General features: G+C 73.9%; 11 protein-coding genes and 1 other RNA gene. 2 read left to right on the plus strand and 10 right to left on the minus strand.

Annotation, left to right across the window (positions count from 1 at the left end; all coding sequences use genetic code 11):
- Nucleotides 1-27 precede the first annotated feature (27 nt).
- From ACFXOZ_RS11230 to ftsE, 6 genes are all read right to left on the minus strand, one after another.
- The gene (locus ACFXOZ_RS11230) at nucleotides 28-2,331 is read right to left on the minus strand and encodes a HelD family protein (RefSeq protein WP_380589504.1); all 2,304 of its coding nucleotides are present in this window, start codon (nucleotides 2,329-2,331) and stop codon (nucleotides 28-30) included.
- A gap of 152 nt (nucleotides 2,332-2,483) precedes the next feature.
- Nucleotides 2,484-2,865: a transfer-messenger RNA gene (ssrA, locus tag ACFXOZ_RS11235) on the minus strand.
- A gap of 86 nt (nucleotides 2,866-2,951) precedes the next feature.
- Nucleotides 2,952-3,428 carry an SsrA-binding protein SmpB gene (gene smpB, locus ACFXOZ_RS11240; RefSeq protein WP_350504740.1) on the minus strand — a complete coding sequence of 159 codons (477 nt, stop codon included), beginning with the start codon at nucleotides 3,426-3,428 and terminating at the stop codon, nucleotides 2,952-2,954.
- Between the two features lie 63 nt (nucleotides 3,429-3,491).
- Nucleotides 3,492-4,628, minus strand: a complete 1,137-nt coding sequence (locus ACFXOZ_RS11245; protein ID WP_375882990.1) for a S41 family peptidase — start codon at nucleotides 4,626-4,628, stop codon at nucleotides 3,492-3,494.
- Between the two features lie 113 nt (nucleotides 4,629-4,741).
- The gene (gene ftsX, locus ACFXOZ_RS11250) at nucleotides 4,742-5,653 is read right to left on the minus strand and encodes a permease-like cell division protein FtsX (RefSeq protein WP_350504738.1); all 912 of its coding nucleotides are present in this window, start codon (nucleotides 5,651-5,653) and stop codon (nucleotides 4,742-4,744) included.
- 78 nt (nucleotides 5,654-5,731) lie between these two features.
- Nucleotides 5,732-6,421 (minus strand): cell division ATP-binding protein FtsE, encoded by a 690-nt coding sequence (ftsE, locus tag ACFXOZ_RS11255; RefSeq protein ID WP_030059730.1) that lies wholly within the window; start codon nucleotides 6,419-6,421, stop codon nucleotides 5,732-5,734.
- Between the two features lie 367 nt (nucleotides 6,422-6,788).
- Here ftsE and ACFXOZ_RS11260 point away from each other — a divergent pair, with 367 nt between their 5' ends.
- Entirely contained in the window at nucleotides 6,789-6,983 is a 195-nt protein-coding gene (locus tag ACFXOZ_RS11260; RefSeq protein WP_030059729.1) for a hypothetical protein, read from the plus strand.
- A gap of 147 nt (nucleotides 6,984-7,130) precedes the next feature.
- Here the strand turns inward: ACFXOZ_RS11260 and prfB are convergent, their stop codons facing one another.
- From prfB to ACFXOZ_RS11275, 3 genes are all read right to left on the minus strand, one after another.
- Nucleotides 7,131-8,246 (minus strand): peptide chain release factor 2, encoded by a 1,116-nt coding sequence (gene prfB / locus ACFXOZ_RS11265; protein WP_380589507.1) that lies wholly within the window; start codon nucleotides 8,244-8,246, stop codon nucleotides 7,131-7,133.
- 68 nt (nucleotides 8,247-8,314) lie between these two features.
- A complete protein-coding gene (locus ACFXOZ_RS11270) occupies nucleotides 8,315-9,568 on the minus strand; it encodes a serine/threonine-protein kinase (RefSeq protein WP_375882985.1) in 1,254 nt (417 codons plus the stop codon).
- A gap of 258 nt (nucleotides 9,569-9,826) precedes the next feature.
- On the minus strand, nucleotides 9,827-11,734 hold the full coding sequence (locus ACFXOZ_RS11275) for a serine/threonine-protein kinase (RefSeq protein ID WP_380589510.1): 1,908 nt from the start codon (nucleotides 11,732-11,734) through the stop codon (nucleotides 9,827-9,829).
- A gap of 352 nt (nucleotides 11,735-12,086) precedes the next feature.
- Between ACFXOZ_RS11275 and ACFXOZ_RS11280 the strand changes: the two genes are divergently transcribed.
- Nucleotides 12,087-15,002 (plus strand): FtsK/SpoIIIE domain-containing protein, encoded by a 2,916-nt coding sequence (locus ACFXOZ_RS11280; RefSeq protein ID WP_380589513.1) that lies wholly within the window; start codon nucleotides 12,087-12,089, stop codon nucleotides 15,000-15,002.
- 178 nt (nucleotides 15,003-15,180) lie between these two features.
- Here the strand turns inward: ACFXOZ_RS11280 and ACFXOZ_RS11285 are convergent, their stop codons facing one another.
- Nucleotides 15,181-16,011 (minus strand): hypothetical protein, encoded by an 831-nt coding sequence (locus tag ACFXOZ_RS11285; RefSeq protein WP_380589516.1) that lies wholly within the window; start codon nucleotides 16,009-16,011, stop codon nucleotides 15,181-15,183.
- Nucleotides 16,012-16,238 lie beyond the last annotated feature (227 nt).

Here is a 16,238-nt window from a genome sequence, read left to right on the forward strand (position 1 = left end):
CGGTGAGGGGCCTTCGTCGTGGGTGCGTCAGCCGTGCAGCAGCGCGGGCACGCCGGCCGCGTCCGGCAGGTCGTCAGGGCCGGACAGCACCGTCAGCCGCTGGGTCGCCCGGGTGAGCGCCACGTAGAGCACCCGCAGGCCCGCCTCCGACTCGCCGGCGATGCCGGTCGGGTCGGCGACCACCGTCGCGTCGTACTCCAGGCCCTTGGCCTCCAGGCTGCCCAGCACCACCGCGCGCCCGCCCAGGCCCTCGGCCCAGCCGGCCGCCTCGGCCCGGCGGTCCATCGGCACCACGATCGCCACGGTGCCGTCCACCTCGCCCAGCAGCCGCTCCAGCTCGCTCCGGGCGGCCCGGCCGAAGGCCTCCGGCGCGGGGTCGGTGACGGCCGCGAAGCGCGGCTCCACGCCGACGTGGCGCACCGCGCTCGGCGAGGGCGTGCCCGGCGCGGCCAGCGCCAGCACCTTCGCCGCGACCTCGGCGATCTCGGCCGGGTTGCGGTAGTTGACGGTCAGCGTGAAGCGGCGGCGCGGCTTGCCCGCCAGCACCTCGTCCAGCGCGGCCTGGGCCTCCTGGGGGAACGGCCAGGAGGACTGCGCCGGGTCGCCGACGATGGTCCAGGTGGCCATCCGGGAGCGCCGGCCGATCATCCGCCACTGCATCGGGGTGAGGTCCTGGGCCTCGTCCACGATCACGTGGGCGTACTCCTTGCGCTCCACCGGCTGGCGCTCGCGCTGGCGGGAGTTGCGGTCGGCGAAGGTGGTGACCTCCTCCAGGCCGCTCAGCAGGTCCACCGCGTCCACCTCGCGGACCTTCGGACGGGCCGGCTCGCCGAGCAGCACCTGCAGCTCGTCCACCAGTGCCACGTCGTGCGCGGACAGCCCGCCCTCGCCCTGCGGCGACAGGTGGCGCCAGGAGGCGGCCAGCAGCCTGGCCTCGTCCGGGGTCACGGCACGGCGGGCGATCCGGTTGGTGTGCCGGGTCTGCTTGAGCGTGCCGAGCACCCGGCGCGGGGTCAGCGCGGGCCACCAGGCGTCCAGGAAGTCCAGGAACGACGACTCGTCGGAGACGTAGTCGTCGAAGGACTCCTTCTCCTCCTGGCGCTGCTCCCGGGCGTAGTGGTCGGTGGGCTTGGGCAGGTGCCTGATCGCCTCCTGCCACAGGGCGTCCAGCAGCAGCCGGCGGGCGCGCGGGCGCAGCAGGTTCAGCGGGGTGCCGCCGGAGCCCACCACGTTGCCGCGGACGGACCTCAGCCGGCCCGCGTCCAGCTTCAGCACCTCGCCGCGGGCGACCACCTTGAGCTCCTGCGGGGCGCCCAGCTCCAGCGCCGCCCGGGCCGCCCGCCGCAGCAGGTGCACCATCCGGGCCGAGCCCTTGACCCGGGCCGCCTCCGGGGCGTCGTAGGTGTCGGCCTCGATGCCGTCCACCAGCGAGCCGACCGCGCGGATCGCGACCTGGCCCTCCTCGCCGAGCGAGGGCAGCACGCCCTCGGTGTAGGAGACCAGCAGCGCGGTGGGCGAGACCACCAGGATGCCCCCGGCGTAGCGGCGGCGGTCCTGGTAGAGCAGGTACGCGGCGCGGTGCAGGGCGACGGCGGTCTTGCCGGTGCCGGGGCCGCCGGTGACGAGGGTGGCCCCGGCCGCGGCGGCCCGGATCACCTCGTCCTGCTCCTTCTGGATCGAGGAGACGATGTCGCGCATCGAGTGGCTGCGGGCGCGGCCCAGCGAGGCCATCAGCGCGCCGTCGCCGACCACGGCCAGCTCCCGGCCGCCCAGGGTCGGGGTGAGGTCGGGGCGCAGCAGGTCGTCCTCGACGCCGATCACCTTGCGGCCCTTGGAGCGGATCACCCGGCGGCGGATCACCCGGCCGGGCTCCACCGGGGTGGCGCGGTAGAACGGCGCGGCGGCCGGGGCCCGCCAGTCGATCACCAGCGGGCCGAACTCGGCGTCCAGCACGCCCAGGCGGCCGATGTGCAGGGTCTCGGCGACGGCCGGGTCGGCCGGGTTGAGCGGGGTGTTCGAGGGGATGCCGTGTTCCTCCGGCGCGTCGGCCTGCTGGAGGTCGATCCGGCCGAAGAGGAAGTCCTCGAACTCGTTGTTGAGCCGTTGGAGGTGCGCGCCGGCCCGGTAGACCTGGGCGTCGCGCTCGGCGAGGGCGCCGGGAGTACCGACCTGGACCCGCTTGGCGGCGTCCTCCAGGATGTACTCCGCCTCGGCGAGCTTCTCCTCCAGCCGGTGGTAGACGGTGTCGAGGTGCTGCTGTTCACCGGCGATCTCACGCTCGCGGACGGTCTCGTGATCGGTGGTGGGGGTGGTGTCCGTGTTGCTCTGCATGGCCTCGGGGGTTGCGACGGAATCCGGCTCCGGAAAACGAGCGGACGGATGATCCTACGCCGCGACCCCCCGCACGCGCTGCTCCGGAACGTACAAAAATCGAAGGCCGCCCTCCGCATCAGCGGTGGACGGCCTTCGGTGTGAACATGGGGTGGTGGAGATGCCGGGAATCGAACCCGGGTCCAGTGGAGTTAATTCAGGGCTTCTCCGAGCGCAGTCCGCTGTGATTTTCTCGGCCCTGGCGGTCACACGGACAAGCCGCCAACAGGCCCAGCTGCTGTTTGATTTCCCGTCCACCCTCGCAGCCCGGGCGGACGGTTGAGTTCCCTAGATTATGCCAGGGTCCGGGTCGGGAACTCCCCGGTCTGACACCCAAGCGCTATCGGTGCTTATTAGGCAGCGAGAGCGAACTGCTGGGAATCGCGCTTAGAGTTGGCGATTATTTTTTTGCGACACGTGGTTAACGAGATCATTGCCGCGTTCCTCGGCTCGCTTCCCCTGTTTCAACATCCCCTGTCGAAACCGATCATCCCCATGTTTTGTTGAGAAACAGCTCGGACGGTGACCGTCCGTGTTGCTGACGCCATAGTACGCGAGGCGACGGGCGAGGGTCCAGCGGATTAACCCTGGCGCCGCCGGGCCGCCGCCACCGCGCGGGCCGTCTCGCGGGTGTCCTGCTTCTCCCGCAGCGTCTGGCGCTTGTCGTACAGCTTCTTGCCGACCGCCAGCGCGAGTTCGAGCTTGACCCGGCCGTCCTTGAAGTACAGGGACAGCGGGACCAGGGTGTGGCCCGCGTCGCGGACCTTGGTCTCGATCTTCTGGATCTCCATCCTGTGCAGCAGCAGCTTGCGCTTGCGCCGGGCCGCGTGGTTGGTCCACGTCCCCTGGGTGTACTCGGGGATGAAGACGTTGTCGATCCAGGCCTCGCGGTTCTGGATGTAGGCGTAGCCGTCGACCAGGTTGGCCCGCCCCTCGCGCAGCGACTTGACCTCGGTGCCGGTGAGCACGAGGCCGCACTCGTAGGTGTCGAGGATCGTGTACTCGTGTCGCGCCTTCTTGTTCTGCGCGATCAGCTTGTGTCCGGTTTCCTTTGCCATAGCGCGGCCATTCTCGCACTTCGACGCCGGATCGGGCAGCCGCTTTACCGCCGGGCGGCCGGGTCAGGACCGGGTGCCGAGCCCGGCCAGGACGCGCAGGGCGAGCGCGTCGGCGTCCTCGCCCGCGGCGGCCGGGACGTCCGGGGTCAGGCCGGTGCCGTCCAGGGAGCGTCCGGCCGGGGTGTAGTAGCGGCCGACGGTCAGCTCCAGCACCGCGCCGTCGGCGAGCCGGCTGGGCTGCTGGACGGTGCCCTTGCCGAAGGTCCGGGAGCCCACCACCACGGCGCGGCTGCGGTCCTGGAGGGCCCCGGCGAGCAGTTCGGCGGCGCTCATCGTGCCGCCGTCCACCAGCACCACCAGCGGGCTGCGCCGGTCGCCGCCGGGTGGGGCGGTCAACTCCCGCTTCTCGCCGCGCTCCTGGTAGGAGCCGACGGCGCCGCCGTCCAGGAAGCTCCCGGCGGTGCCGACGGCCTCGTCCAGCAGCCCGCCGGAGTTGCCGCGCAGGTCGAGCACCACCCCGGCGTGCGGGGCGCGCAGCGCGGCGCGCACCTGGTCGGCCACGCCGCTGGTGAAGCCCCGGACGGTGATCCGCAGCACGCCCTTGTCCAGGTGCTCCGCGGTGACCTGCCGGCTGTCCAGCAGCACCCGCCGCAGCCGCAGTTCGCGCACCTCGCCGCCGTCGCGCTGGACGGCCAGGGTGACCTCGGAGCCGGCCCGGCGCTCGTCGCCCTGCCCGCGCAGCCGGGCGACCACCTCGGTGACCGGCAGCCGGTCGGCCTGGTCCCGGTCGATCCGCAGCAGCCGGTCGCCGGGGGCGATCCCGGCCTCGGCGGCCGGTCCGGCCGGGGTGACCTGGGAGACCGAGGTGACGCCGTCCTCGCCGCGGCCGACCGACAGCCCGACCCCGGGGTAGCGGCCGTCCAGGCCCTGGCTGAACTCGGCGTACTCCTGGGCGCTGTAGTACGCGCCCCAGCGGTCGCCGCCGGCCGCCAGCAGGTGCTCGGCCTGCTGCTCGGACAGCGCGGCGCCCGCCGGGTCCGCCGGGAGCCCGGCGGCGGCCGGGGCGAGGTCGGCGGAGGCCCGGCGCGGCGGGTCGCCCGGGCCGTCCCAGGCGCCGGTCGCGGCGCCGCCCAGCAGCACGGCACCGAACACCAGGCTGAGCGCGGCCACCTGACGTGCCCTGCGCGGAGTTTGCAGCATGGCAACGGAGTGTAGACACCGCTCCGCGCGCGACGGGCCGGAACGGCGGAGCGCGGAACGGCGACGGCCCCGTACGGCGCAGTGCCGTACGGGGCCGAAGCGACTTCCGGGGGTCAGACCTTGAGGTACTTGCGCAGCGTGAAGAACGCCGCGATGCCGGCCATGCCCATACCGACCACGACCAGCAGCGGGATCACCGCCAGCACCGAGCCGAGGCCGATGAAGTGGATGAACTGCACCCGGTCGGCGAGCCAGCCCTGGACGAAGAAGTGCCCGCCGACCAGCAGGCCGGAGGCCAGCGCCGCGCCGAGCAGCGCGGAGAACGCGGCCTCGGCGATGAACGGCATCTGGACGTAGAAGTTCGAGGCACCGACCAGGCGCATGATGCCGGTCTCGCGCCGCCTGCTGTACGCCGACACCCGGACGGTGTTGACGATCAGCAGCAACGCGACGAACAGCATCAGCACCATGATCACGAACGCCGCCGTCTGCAGGCCGTTGAGCAGGCCGAACAGGTTCTCCAGGATCTTCCGCTGGTCCTCGACCGACTTGACGCCGGGCTTGCCCGCGAAGGCGCTCTGGATGACGTCGTACTTGGTCGGGTCGTTGAGCTTGACCCGCCAGGACTGCGGCATGGCGTCCGGGCCCAGGACGGAGATGAGCGGATTGTCCGGGTTCATGTCCTTCCAGTGCTTGTACGCCTCCGCGGAGCTCTCGTACGTGGACGACTGGACCACCGAACTCATCTTGTCCAACTGGTCCTTGATGTCCTGGACCTGCTGGTCGGTGGCCGCACCCTTGTCGCACTGGGGCGAGTTGCGGGCATCCGCCTTGGTACAGAAGTAGATGCTCACCTCGACCTTGTCGTACCAGTACCCCTTCATGGAGTTCACCTGGTCGCGGACCAGGAGCGAGGAACCGGCGAGGGCGAGGGAGAGCGCGACGCTGACCACGACCGCGATGGTCATGGTCAGATTGCGTCGGAGACCCACACCGATCTCCGACAGGACGAACTGGGCACGCATGCGGGAAACAACTCCAGGGTCGGTACTGCGCGGTCTGGCGGTCCGGGCCGGCGGGCCCTACGGGTCAGCGCTGGTCGGTCAGTGCTGGTATCCGTAGACGCCGCGGGCCTGGTCGCGGACGAGCAGCCCCTTGTCGAGCTCGATGACGCGCTTGCGCATCTGGTCGACGATGGCCTGGTCGTGGGTGGCCATCAGCACCGTGGTGCCGGTGCGGTTGATCCGGTCGAGCAGCTTCATGATGCCGACCGAGTTCTGCGGGTCCAGGTTTCCGGTGGGCTCGTCCGCGATGAGCAGCATCGGGCGGTTCACGAAGGCACGGGCGATCGCGACGCGCTGCTGCTCACCACCGGACAGCTCGCCGGGCATCCGGTCCTCCTTGCCGCCGAGGCCGACCAGCTCCAGCACCTCGGGCACCACCTTGTTGATGGCGCTCTTGGGCTTGCCGATCACCTCCAGCGCGAAGGCGACGTTCTGCGCGACGGTCTTGTTCGGCAGCAGGCGGAAGTCCTGGAAGACGGTGCCCAGCTGGCGGCGCATGTGCGGCACCTTCCAGTTGGACAGCTTGCCGAGGTCCTTGCCCAGCACGTGCACCGCGCCCGTGGAGGGACGTTCCTCCCGCAGGCACAGTCGCAGGAAGGTGGACTTTCCCGAGCCGGACGAGCCGACCAGGAAGACGAACTCGCCCTTCTCGATCTCCAGCGAGACGTTGTCCAGGGCGGGACGGTTCTGCTTGGGATAGGTCTTGGAGACGTTGTCGAATCTGATCACGGCTGCATCACGGAGGCCATCCTAGGCGGCGCCAGTCCTCGGTCGATCCGCCCCGGAGGCCCGGCCCGGGGGCGGGCGATGGGAGCGCGGAGGGCCGCTCCCGGTCTGGGACCATACGCGAACCTGCGGTGGGCCCGCAGGGACAGCCCAGGACGGATTCCGGAATCTGGGGGAGAATGTCCGGTTGTGCCCCGATAATTGCGAGCCATCTCACAGCCCGGGAGCCGGAACGGCCAGAACCTGGCAGAGTGGAGGTGGCGACCGTGTCCGGCCGCTCCCCCGTACAGGGCAGACTCCCCCGTACAGGTAGGAAGAGGGAACCAAAGCCCCGTCCGGTGCGTTGCTGTAGCAGCGAGGAGGAGATCGCATGACCTGCGACCATCTGGTGTGCGCCAACTGCAACGGCCGCGTCAGCGACGGGCGTTGCCCGGTGTGCCGCGCCAACCGGGCCCGGCTGCAGGAGCAGCAGGGGCCGTTCGCCGCACTCTCCCCCGCGATGCTGCTGGCCCTGCTGGCCGGACTGCTCGCGGTGGCGCTGATCGCGCGGCAGGCGCTGGCCTGACGAACCTGCGGTACGACGAAGGGCCCCGACCGCTGCGGTCGGGGCCCTTCGCGTGTGCCTGCTGTTACTCGGCGCTGGTCTCGCGCTGCTTGCGCCAGCGGATCCCGGCCTCGATGCTGTGCTTGATTTTCATCGAGGCCGGACTCCTTACGCCTCGTTCGAGGTCTCGCGCTGCTTGCGCCAGCGGATCCCGGCCTCGATGAAGCCGTCGATGTCGCCGTCCAGGACCGCCTGCGGGTTGCCCGCCTCGTACGCGGTGCGGACGTCCTTGACCATCTGGTACGGGTGCAGCACGTAGGAGCGCATCTGGTTGCCCCAGGAGCTGCCGCTGTCCTTGAGCGCGTCCATCGCCGCGCGCTCCTCCTGGCGGCGCCGCTCCAGCAGCTTGGCCTGGAGGACGTTCATCGCCGAGGCCTTGTTCTGGATCTGCGAGCGCTCGTTCTGGCAGGAGACCACCACGCCGGTCGGGATGTGCGTGATGCGCACCGCCGAGTCGGTGGTGTTGACGCCCTGGCCGCCGGGGCCGGAGGCGCGGTAGACGTCGATGCGCAGCTCGCCCTCGTCGATGTCGACGTGGTCGGACTGTTCGACGACCGGGAGCACCTCGACGCCGGCGAAGGAGGTCTGCCGGCGGCCCTGGTTGTCGAAGGGCGAGATGCGGACCAGGCGGTGGGTGCCCTGCTCGACCGAGAGGGTGCCGTACGCGTAGGGCGCCTTCACGGTGAAGGTCGCGGACTTGATGCCGGCCTCTTCGGCGTACGAGGTGTCGTACACCTCGGTCGGGTAGCCGTGCCGCTCGGCCCAGCGCAGGTACATGCGCATCAGCTGCTCGGCGAAGTCGGCGGCGTCCACGCCACCGGCCTCGGCACGGATGTTGATCAGCGCCTCGCGGGCGTCGTACTCACCGGAGAGGAGGGTGCGGACCTCCAGCTCCTCGACGGCCTTCTGGAGCGAGACCAGCTCGGCCTCGGCCTCGGTGCGGGTGTCCGCGTCGTCCTCGGCCTCGGCGAGTTCGAACAGCACGCCCAGGTCGTCGATGCGGCTGCGGAGGCCCTCGACGCGGCGCAGTTCGCCCTGGAGGAAGGAGAGCCGACTGGTCACCTTCTGTGCGTTCGCGACGTCGTCCCACAGGGTGGGGGCGGCTGCCTCCTCCTCCAGGACCGCGATGTCGGCCCGGATCTTGTCCAGGTCGAGGACGGCCTCGATCGACCCCATGGTCGTATCGAGGTTCTTGAGCTCTTCGGAAGGATCGACGGCTGCCACGCCCCCAGCGTAATGGTTCCGGGGGTGCTCATGACGACACCCCCGGTTCCAGCGCCGTTCCCCGCGGGCTACGGAGCCCGCGGAGCGGTGCCGTGCACGGCCGGGCGGGCCGGGTGGCCGCCGCCCGGTTCGGTGGCCGCGAAGGCCGTCCAGGCCGCGGCGGCGCCCGCCAGCAGCAGCACGGTGGCCAGCAGGACGGCCAGCAGCCGGCGTCGGCGCAGCAGCGCCGCGCGGTCCCGGCGGTGGCCCGGCGCGGTGCGCTGGGCGCGGGACTCGGCGGCGTACGCGGCCAGCTCGTCGGCCGAGGGGCGGCGCAGGCTGGTGTGGGTGTCCCGGGTGGAGTCCGGGGCGACGCCCGGCACCAGCGGGACGGCCGGGCCGCGGCGGCGCTTGTGGGTGCCCGGGCCGGCGTCCACCTCGGCGTAGACCGCCTCGCCCGGGGTCAGCTGCTCCTCGGCCGGGGCGCGGCCCTGGGAGGGCACCGCCAGCACCGGCAGACCGGCCAGCGAGGGCAGCTGCTCACGCAGCCGGGCGGCCAGCTCGGCGGCGCGCAGCCGGGAGGCCGGGGCCTTGGCCAGGCACTCGGAGATGACCCGCCACAGCCCGTCCGGCAGGCCGGGGATCGGCGGCACCTGCTCGGTGACGTGCCGGCGCAGCACCGCGCCGGTGTGGCCGCCGCCGAACGGGGTGGAGCCGGCCAGCAGCTCGTACAGCACGGTGGCGAGGGCGTAGATGTCGACGGCGGCGCGCGGCTCCAGGCCCTCGATGATCTCGGGGGCGAGGTAGTCGGGGGTGCCGATGATCCGGGTGGCCCGGGTGCGGCGCGGGGCGTCGACCAGGCGGGCCACCCCGAAGTCGGTGAGCTTGGCGCGCGGGGCGCCGCCCGGGCCGGGCGCGGCGGCGAGGTCGAGCAGGACGTTCTCCGGCTTGACGTCGCGGTGGACGATCCCGGCCGCGTGCGCGGCCGCCAGGCCGTCGGCGACGTCGGCGATGATCGAGGCGGCGGCCTGCGGCGGGAGGGCGCCGTCCCGCTCCAGCCGGGAGCGCAGGTCGGTGCCCTGGACGAGTTCCATCACCAGCGCGAGGTCGCTGCCGTCCACGACCATGTCGCGCACGCCGACCACCCGGGGGTGGTCGAGGCTGGTCAGCGCGGTGCGCTCCTGGACGAAGCGGCCGACCAGCACCTGGTCGGCGGCGAGGTCCTCGCGCAGCAGCTTGACCGCCACCGGGCCGTCGGGCCCCTCACCGAGCCAGACCGTCCCGGCCGAACCCCGGCCGATCACCTGGTGGACGGTGTACCGGCTGCCGATCTTGCGTGCCAATGCTGCTCCGTGGGCGGCGCGGGAGCGCTCCGGGGGTCCGGGCGCGCTCGGTGGGGCGGGACAACAGCGACCAACCTACGCGCCCGGACCCCCCGTGCGGGCCGCCTGGGGGCCGTGGAGCGGCACTCGGGGGCGAGAAATCTCGGGAATTGTCGACAAAGCGTCAATCATGGCTTCCGGGGCGGGACCGGACGCCCGGTCAGCCGCCGGGGCGGCCGGTCGCCCCGGCCCGCACCCCGTCGGCCGCCCGGGCCCGCGTCAGCCGTTGGAACTGCCGATGACGCTGTTCACCCAGTCCCGGGCGGAGTCGAACCAGCCCACGACGTTGTCCCAGTAGTGCGGCAGCGGCGTGAAGTTCCACAGCGCCAGCGCGGCCACCGCCAGCACCAGCAGCACCATCAGGCAGCCCTTGAGACAGCCCAGCCCCGGGATGTACATCCGGTTGCGGCTGCGCGGACGCCGCTCGCGCGGCGGGGCGCTCTCCCGGCGGGACGGCTCCCGCGGCTCCTCCCGCGGCGGCCGGGACTCCCGGTGCTGCGGCGCGGGCGGCTCGGCCCGGCGCGGCACCGGGGTGGGCGCGGGCGGCGGCGGGTAGCCGCCCTGCGGCCCGCCCTGGCCGGACGGGGCCTGCCGGTAGCCGCCGGGCGGCTGCGGACGGCCGCCGCCCTGGCCGCCCTGCCCGCCCTGGTTGACCTGGTAGGGCGGCGGGGCGACCGGCGGGCGCTGGGCGTAGCCGGGCGGCGGCGCCTGGCGGCGCTGGTCCGGGCGGTAGCCGGCCGGGGGCTGCGGCTGGTAGCCGGGCGCGCCCTGGCCGGCGTGACCGCCCTGGCCGCCCTGCTGGGCCTGGCCCCCCTGGTGCGCCTGGTAGGGCGGCGGGGCGACCTGCGGGTCCTCGAAGTCCTCCGGCCCGAAGTAGCCGACCTGGGTCTGCTGGTTGCGGTCGCGCGCCGCCCTCAGCTGGGTCTGCCAGGGGTGCGGCGCCTCCTCCGGCGGCGGCCCGGCCGGGGCGACCGGCGGGGGCGGCGGCACGGCGGTGGGCGGCATCACCTGGGTGCGGTCCTGGGTGCCGTACGGGGGCGCGGGCGGCGGCTGGGTGCCCATCACCCGGGTCGCCGCGGCCGGGTCGTACTGCCCGGCCGGGTCGTACGGCGGGACGCCCGGGGGCGGGGGCAGCACCTGGGTGCGGTCGTCGGCCCCGAACGGTCCGGGCCCGCCGGGGGCCACCGGCACGGTGCCGGGCACGGCGGTCGGCCGCGGGTCCGGCAGCAGCAGGGCGCCGACCGCCAGGGCCTCGTCCACCGCCGCCGGCGAGGCGTGCACGCCGACCCCGGCCGCGACCACCCGCAGGGCGCGGGCCAGCACGGTGGCGCTCGGCCGCTGTGCCGGGTCCTTGCGCAGGCAGCGCTCGATCACCGTCCAGAGCGGCTCGGGCATGGTGCTGGGCCGCTGCGGCTCCTGCGCCAGGTGGGCCTGGAGCACCGCCAGGGCGCTGTCGCCCTGGAACGGCTGGCGGCCGGTGACCAGCTCGTACAGCATGATCCCGGCGCCGTAGACGTCCACCGCGGAGGTCTGCGGGCGGCCCTCGGCGGACTCCGGCGCGACGTACGCGGGGGTGCCGACGAACTCGTGGGTGCGGGTGACGCCCGGGGAGTCGGCCAGCCGGGCGATGCCGAAGTCGGTGAGCAGCGGGTGCATCTGCTCGGTGCCCTGCACCCCGGTGGAGGCGAGCAGCACGTTGGCCGGCTTGAGGTCGCGGTGGACGATGCCGTCCGCGTGGCTGGCCGCCAGCGCGTCCGCGACCTGGGCCATCAGCAGGGAGCCGGCGATCGGGCTGAACGGGCCGTTGGCGCGCAGGTAGCGGGCCAGGTCGGGGCCCTCCACCAGGTCCATCACCAGCGCCAGCAGCTCGCCCTCGACGACCAGGTCGCGGACCCGGACGATGTTCGGGTGGCTCAGCCGCAGCAGCAGCGAACGCTCGCGCAGGAAGCGCATCACCACGTCCGGGTCGGCCGCCAGTTCCTCGCGCAGCACCTTGATGGCCACCTGCTGCCCGGGCTCGCTGCCCGGCACCTGGACGTCCTGGCGCACCAGACCGCGCCAGACCGTCCCGGTGGCACCCCGCCCCAGGGTCTCCTCAAGCAGATACTTGCTGCCGACTGGCCGCACCTGTCGCACTCCTCGCCGTGCCGCCCGCGGGGCGCTCCCCCGCCGGTGTGCGGTGAGCCTGCCGGGCCCGTGTTTGCGGCCACTCTAACGGTGTCCGTACGGGTTTTTGAGGTGACCGGCTGGCGGTCGGAGCAGGGTTGGGGGACATCCCCTAGGGAACCACCCGGAGGCGGCCGCCGGGCCCCTCGGCCGGGCGGGCGGAGCGACGGTTGACCTGACCCTCCGTCGCCTCCACCATGGCGATGATCGCAAGATCGTCAAATCCGGTACGGTGCGCGGACCGTCCGCGCCGGATGGCAGGATGGACACTCGCCACTCGTGTGGCCCAAGGGTCGCCGCGATCGCCCCGCGCGTGCGCGACGACACCGGGCAGCGGTACCAGGCATCACACCAGCAGAAGGGACCCGCGGGCGAGATGCAGATCCGGCTGACCGTCCTCCGACCGCGCAGCGGCCCGACCGCCGCCGGCTCCGCCATCCCCTACGTGGACGTGCTGGTCACCGCACCCGTCGGCACCGCGCTCGGCGCCATCGCGGGCGCACTCGCGGGCGCCGTCGGCGTGCGCGGGCCACGGGCCGCCACCCATGTGCACCTGTACGCCGGGGCGCACCGGGTGGACGAGCACACCCTCCTCGGCCACCCCCCGCTGCTCGACGGCGCCGTGCTCAGCCTCAACGAGCCCGACCCCACCGCCGACGACCCCGACGACACCCGCGCCGCGGCCGAACTTCGCGTGGTCGGCGGCCCGGACGCCGGCGGCGTGCACCGGCTGCACGGCCGGGAGATCCGGATCGGCCGCTCCGGCGAGGCCGACGTCCCGCTCGACGACCCGGACGTCTCCCGGCTGCACCTCGCCCTGCACCTCGGCGAGGACGGCCGGGCCACCGTCCGCGACCTCGGCTCCACCAACGGCACCACCCTGGACGGCCGGATCGTCCCGCCCCTGCCGCCCGAGGCCGCCGTCCCCCTGGAACACGGCGCGCTGCTGCGGATCGGCGAGTCCACCCTCCAGGTCCTCGAACCGCTCGGCGAGCCGGCCCGCGCCGCCCTGCCCGACGGCAACGGCCACCTCCAGCTCGCCGCCCCCGGCCCCGTCCGGCCCGCGCCGCCCGTCCTCGAACCGCCCACCGCCCCCGAGCCCGCCCCGGGCCGCGGCCGCGGCCTCCTCGCCCTGCTGCCCGGCCGCGCCGCCGAGCCGCCCGGCCAGGAGAGCGCCGAACGCCACCACACCGCCGTACGGCTGCGCCAGGCCGCCGCCCAGCGGGAGCGCTGGCCCGACCTCGCCACCGTGCTGCTCAACGCCGTCGGCCCCGGCCCCCGACTGTGGGAGCGCGGCCCCGGCCACCCCGACGCGCTCACCCTGCGGCTGGGCACCGCCGACCGCCCCGGCGGCGCCGGCACCACCCCCGGCACCATGCTGCCCGCCGTCCCCGTCACCCTCGACCTCCAGACCGCCGGCAGCCTCGGCCTCAGCGGCCCGCGCGAACGCCTGGACGCGCTCACCCGCGCCGTCGTCGCCCAGCTCGCCGCACTGCACCCGCCGACCGGACTGAGCCTCGTCGTGGTCGACGCCGACCCGGCCCGCAGCCCCGAGGACCGCGTCGACACCTGGGCCTGGGCGCTGTGGCTGCCCCACCTGCGCCCCGTCGACGGCCAGGACTGCCGCCTGCTGACCGGCTTCGACGACGACCAGGCCACCGCCCGGCTCACCGAGCTCACCGCCCGGCTCAGCGGCCCGACCGGCCCCGGCGGCCACCCCGCCACCGTGGTCGTGGTGGACGGCCGCCCGGCCACCGAGGCCGCCCGGCACGCGCTCGACCTGCTGCTGCGCCAGGGCCCGGCGGTCGGCATCTTCCCGGTCTGCCTCGCCGAACAGCCCGAACTGCTCCCCCGCGGCCTCGGCGCCACCGCCCTGATCACCGGCGAGGTCGGCACCCAGCTCTCCCTGGACCGCCCGGTCGCCCGCGGCCGGGAAACCCTGCACGAGGTCTCGCTGGACGCCGTCTCCGACGCCTGGGCCGAACGGCTGGCCCGCCTCCTCGCCCCGCTGCGCGAAGCCGCCCCGGTCTCCCGCGGCCCGCTGCCGGACGCGCTGCGGCTGCTCGACCTGCTCCAGCTCGACACCGTCACCCCGGCCAAGCTCTCCGCCCGCTGGGCCGCCCACGCCGGCGGCATCGGCGCCGCCACCGCCCTGCTCGGCACCACCCGGGACGAGCTGTGCACCCTCGACCTGGCCGACCCCGAACTCACCCTGCCCTCCCCCGACCCGGGCGGCCCCCACCTGCTGATCGGCGGCGCCCGCGGCTCCGGCAAGACGGAGCTGCTGCGCACCCTGGTCGCCTCGCTCGCCGTCTCCGAGCGGCCCGAGCGCCTCGCCGTCACCCTCATCGAGGGCCGGGCCACCGGCGACGGCCAGGACGGACTGGACGGCTGCACCGAGCTGCCGCACGTCACCGGCCGGGTGAACGCCGTCGCCGACCCGCGCGCCGCACTCCTCGCCGCCGAGGCGCTGGAGGACGAACTCGCCCTGCGGGAGCGGCTGTTCGACGGGCTGGACTTCGCCTCCTGGCACGCCGCCCGGATCTTGGACGGGCACATCCTGGACGGACACGGCCTGGACGGGCAGCGGCTGGACGACCACGGCGCGACCTCCGTACCGGTCCCCGCCACCGTCGGCGCCGGCACCACCTCCACCGCGGCGCGGATCATCCAGCCGCGCAGCGCCGAGGACTCCCGGCCGTCCGCCGCCCCCACGGGCCCCGTCCCGGCCCGGCTGGTCGTCGTCGTCGACGACTACGACGCCCTGCTCTCCCCCACCTCCCCGGTCGGCCGCCCGCTGGCCCGCGCGCTCGCCGCCGTCGCCCGGCGCGGCGGCCCGCTCGGCATCCACCTCGCCGTCGCCACCGGCCGCCCCGAGGAGAGCGCCGGCACCGAGGTCGACGAGGCCGCCCTGCTGCGGATCGCCCTGCGCACCGAGGACCCGGCCGACTCCGACCTGCTGATCCACCTCGGCGACGCGGCCGCCCTCCCCGAGGACACCCCCGGCCGCGGCTACCTGCGCCGCCCGGACGGCGGCGTCACCGCCTTCCAGACCGCCCGCATCAGCGGCCGCATCCCGCGCACCGCCACCCTGCGCCCCACCGTGGTCGCGATAGACCCCCTCCAGCTGGGCGCACCGCCCGCCCGCCGCCCGGTCCGCGAACTCGGCAACGGCCCCACCGACCTCGCCCTCCTCGCCAGCGCCCTCCAGCGCGCTGCCTCCCGCTAGGGTCCGCACGCGGGGCTTCGGCGCCACCTGCGCAGGAAGTCGACCGGACCGACTTCCTGTGCAGAGAACAAGAGGCGTTTCGCTCCGCTGTGGGAATGCGAGCACGGAGAACACGAAGCCCGCCTTCGAGATGATCTCGAAGGCGGGCCCCAGCACCGGAACCGTCGCGGTCAGGCGGTCAGACGCACTTGATGTCGCGGTTGGCCACGGCCATGCCGACGACCTTGCCGCCGTCCACGGTGAACTCGTACTTCCAGCCCTGCTGTCCCTCGACCGGCAGCTCGTACTTGCCGCTCTTGGCCAGCTGGAGGCCCTTGGCGCCGTACGCCTGCTGGAGGGCGTCCAGGGTGGAGCCGGCACCGATGCCCTCGGCGGTCCTGGCCTCGGCCGGGGCGACCAGTTCGCGCAGGCCGGTGGCGGCGAAGGAGACCCGGCCGGTGGCCAGGAAGGCCTTGTCCTTGGCCTCGCGGGCCACCCACATGTCCGCGATGGACTTGGTGGCGTCGGCCATCAGCTTGGCGGTGGCGGCCGAGTCCTTGGCCGCGGCGGCCGAACCGGCGGCGGCCGCGGCGGCATCCTTCGCGGAGGCCCCTGGCGGCAGCGTGCCCGCCGGGGCGGGGGCCTTGCCCTGGGCCGCGTCCGCCTGGGCATTGAGGTCCTTGTAGCGGGCCTCGGTGGCCGCCTCGGCGTCCATCCGGGTCTTGTCCGGTGCCGGGCCGCCCTTGTAGACGAAGTCGGTGCAGCCGTCGAGCAGCGAGACCGGCGCCGCCTCCAGCGCACCGGTGGCCAGCCCGGCGTCCTTCGCCGTCCCCGGCTTGAGGCCGCGGTAGCCGGCCGCCGAGAAGGCCTCCGGCGCCTTGGACGTCGGCGCCGCCGAGGCCGTGGCGGTGGAGTCGGCCTTCGCCGTGTCCTTCTTGTCGTCGTTGCCGCAGGCCGCCGCTCCGGCGACCAGCAGCACCACCGAGACGGCCGCGCCCACTGCGCGGATCGGTCCCCGGTTCTTCCCCATGTCGATTCCCCCAAAGTTCGTTCGGGAGCACCGTATCGAACGTGCGTCCACGATCCGTAACCGGTTTTCGGGGCGGTGGCGGGAACGCGGAAGGGCCCGCGGCCCCACACGCGGGCCCGTACGGACACCCCTCCAGCAGCCGTCAGTAACCGCCAGCATCCCGTGCGCAGCAGGGTGCGGAAGACGCCCAACGCGACCGAAAGGCAGGACAACTCGTAGTTGTACAG

Origin of the sequence: Kitasatospora sp. NPDC059160, from assembly GCF_042755465.1 — a bacterium.
In the GTDB taxonomy this organism is placed as follows: Bacteria; Actinomycetota; Actinomycetes; order Streptomycetales; family Streptomycetaceae; genus Kitasatospora.

Excerpts from the sequence above, each read along its gene's own strand:
- ACFXOZ_RS11230 (WP_380589504.1), bottom strand. The coding sequence starts at position 2,331 with ATGCAGAGCAACACGGACACCACCCCCACCACCGATCACGAGACCGTC.
- smpB (WP_350504740.1), bottom strand. The coding sequence starts at position 3,428 with ATGGCAAAGGAAACCGGACACAAGCTGATCGCGCAGAACAAGAAGGCG.
- ACFXOZ_RS11245 (WP_375882990.1), bottom strand. The coding sequence starts at position 4,628 with ATGCTGCAAACTCCGCGCAGGGCACGTCAGGTGGCCGCGCTCAGCCTG.
- ftsX (WP_350504738.1), bottom strand. The coding sequence starts at position 5,653 with ATGCGTGCCCAGTTCGTCCTGTCGGAGATCGGTGTGGGTCTCCGACGC.
- ACFXOZ_RS11260 (WP_030059729.1), top strand. The coding sequence starts at position 6,789 with ATGACCTGCGACCATCTGGTGTGCGCCAACTGCAACGGCCGCGTCAGC.
- ACFXOZ_RS11285 (WP_380589516.1), bottom strand. The coding sequence starts at position 16,011 with ATGGGGAAGAACCGGGGACCGATCCGCGCAGTGGGCGCGGCCGTCTCG.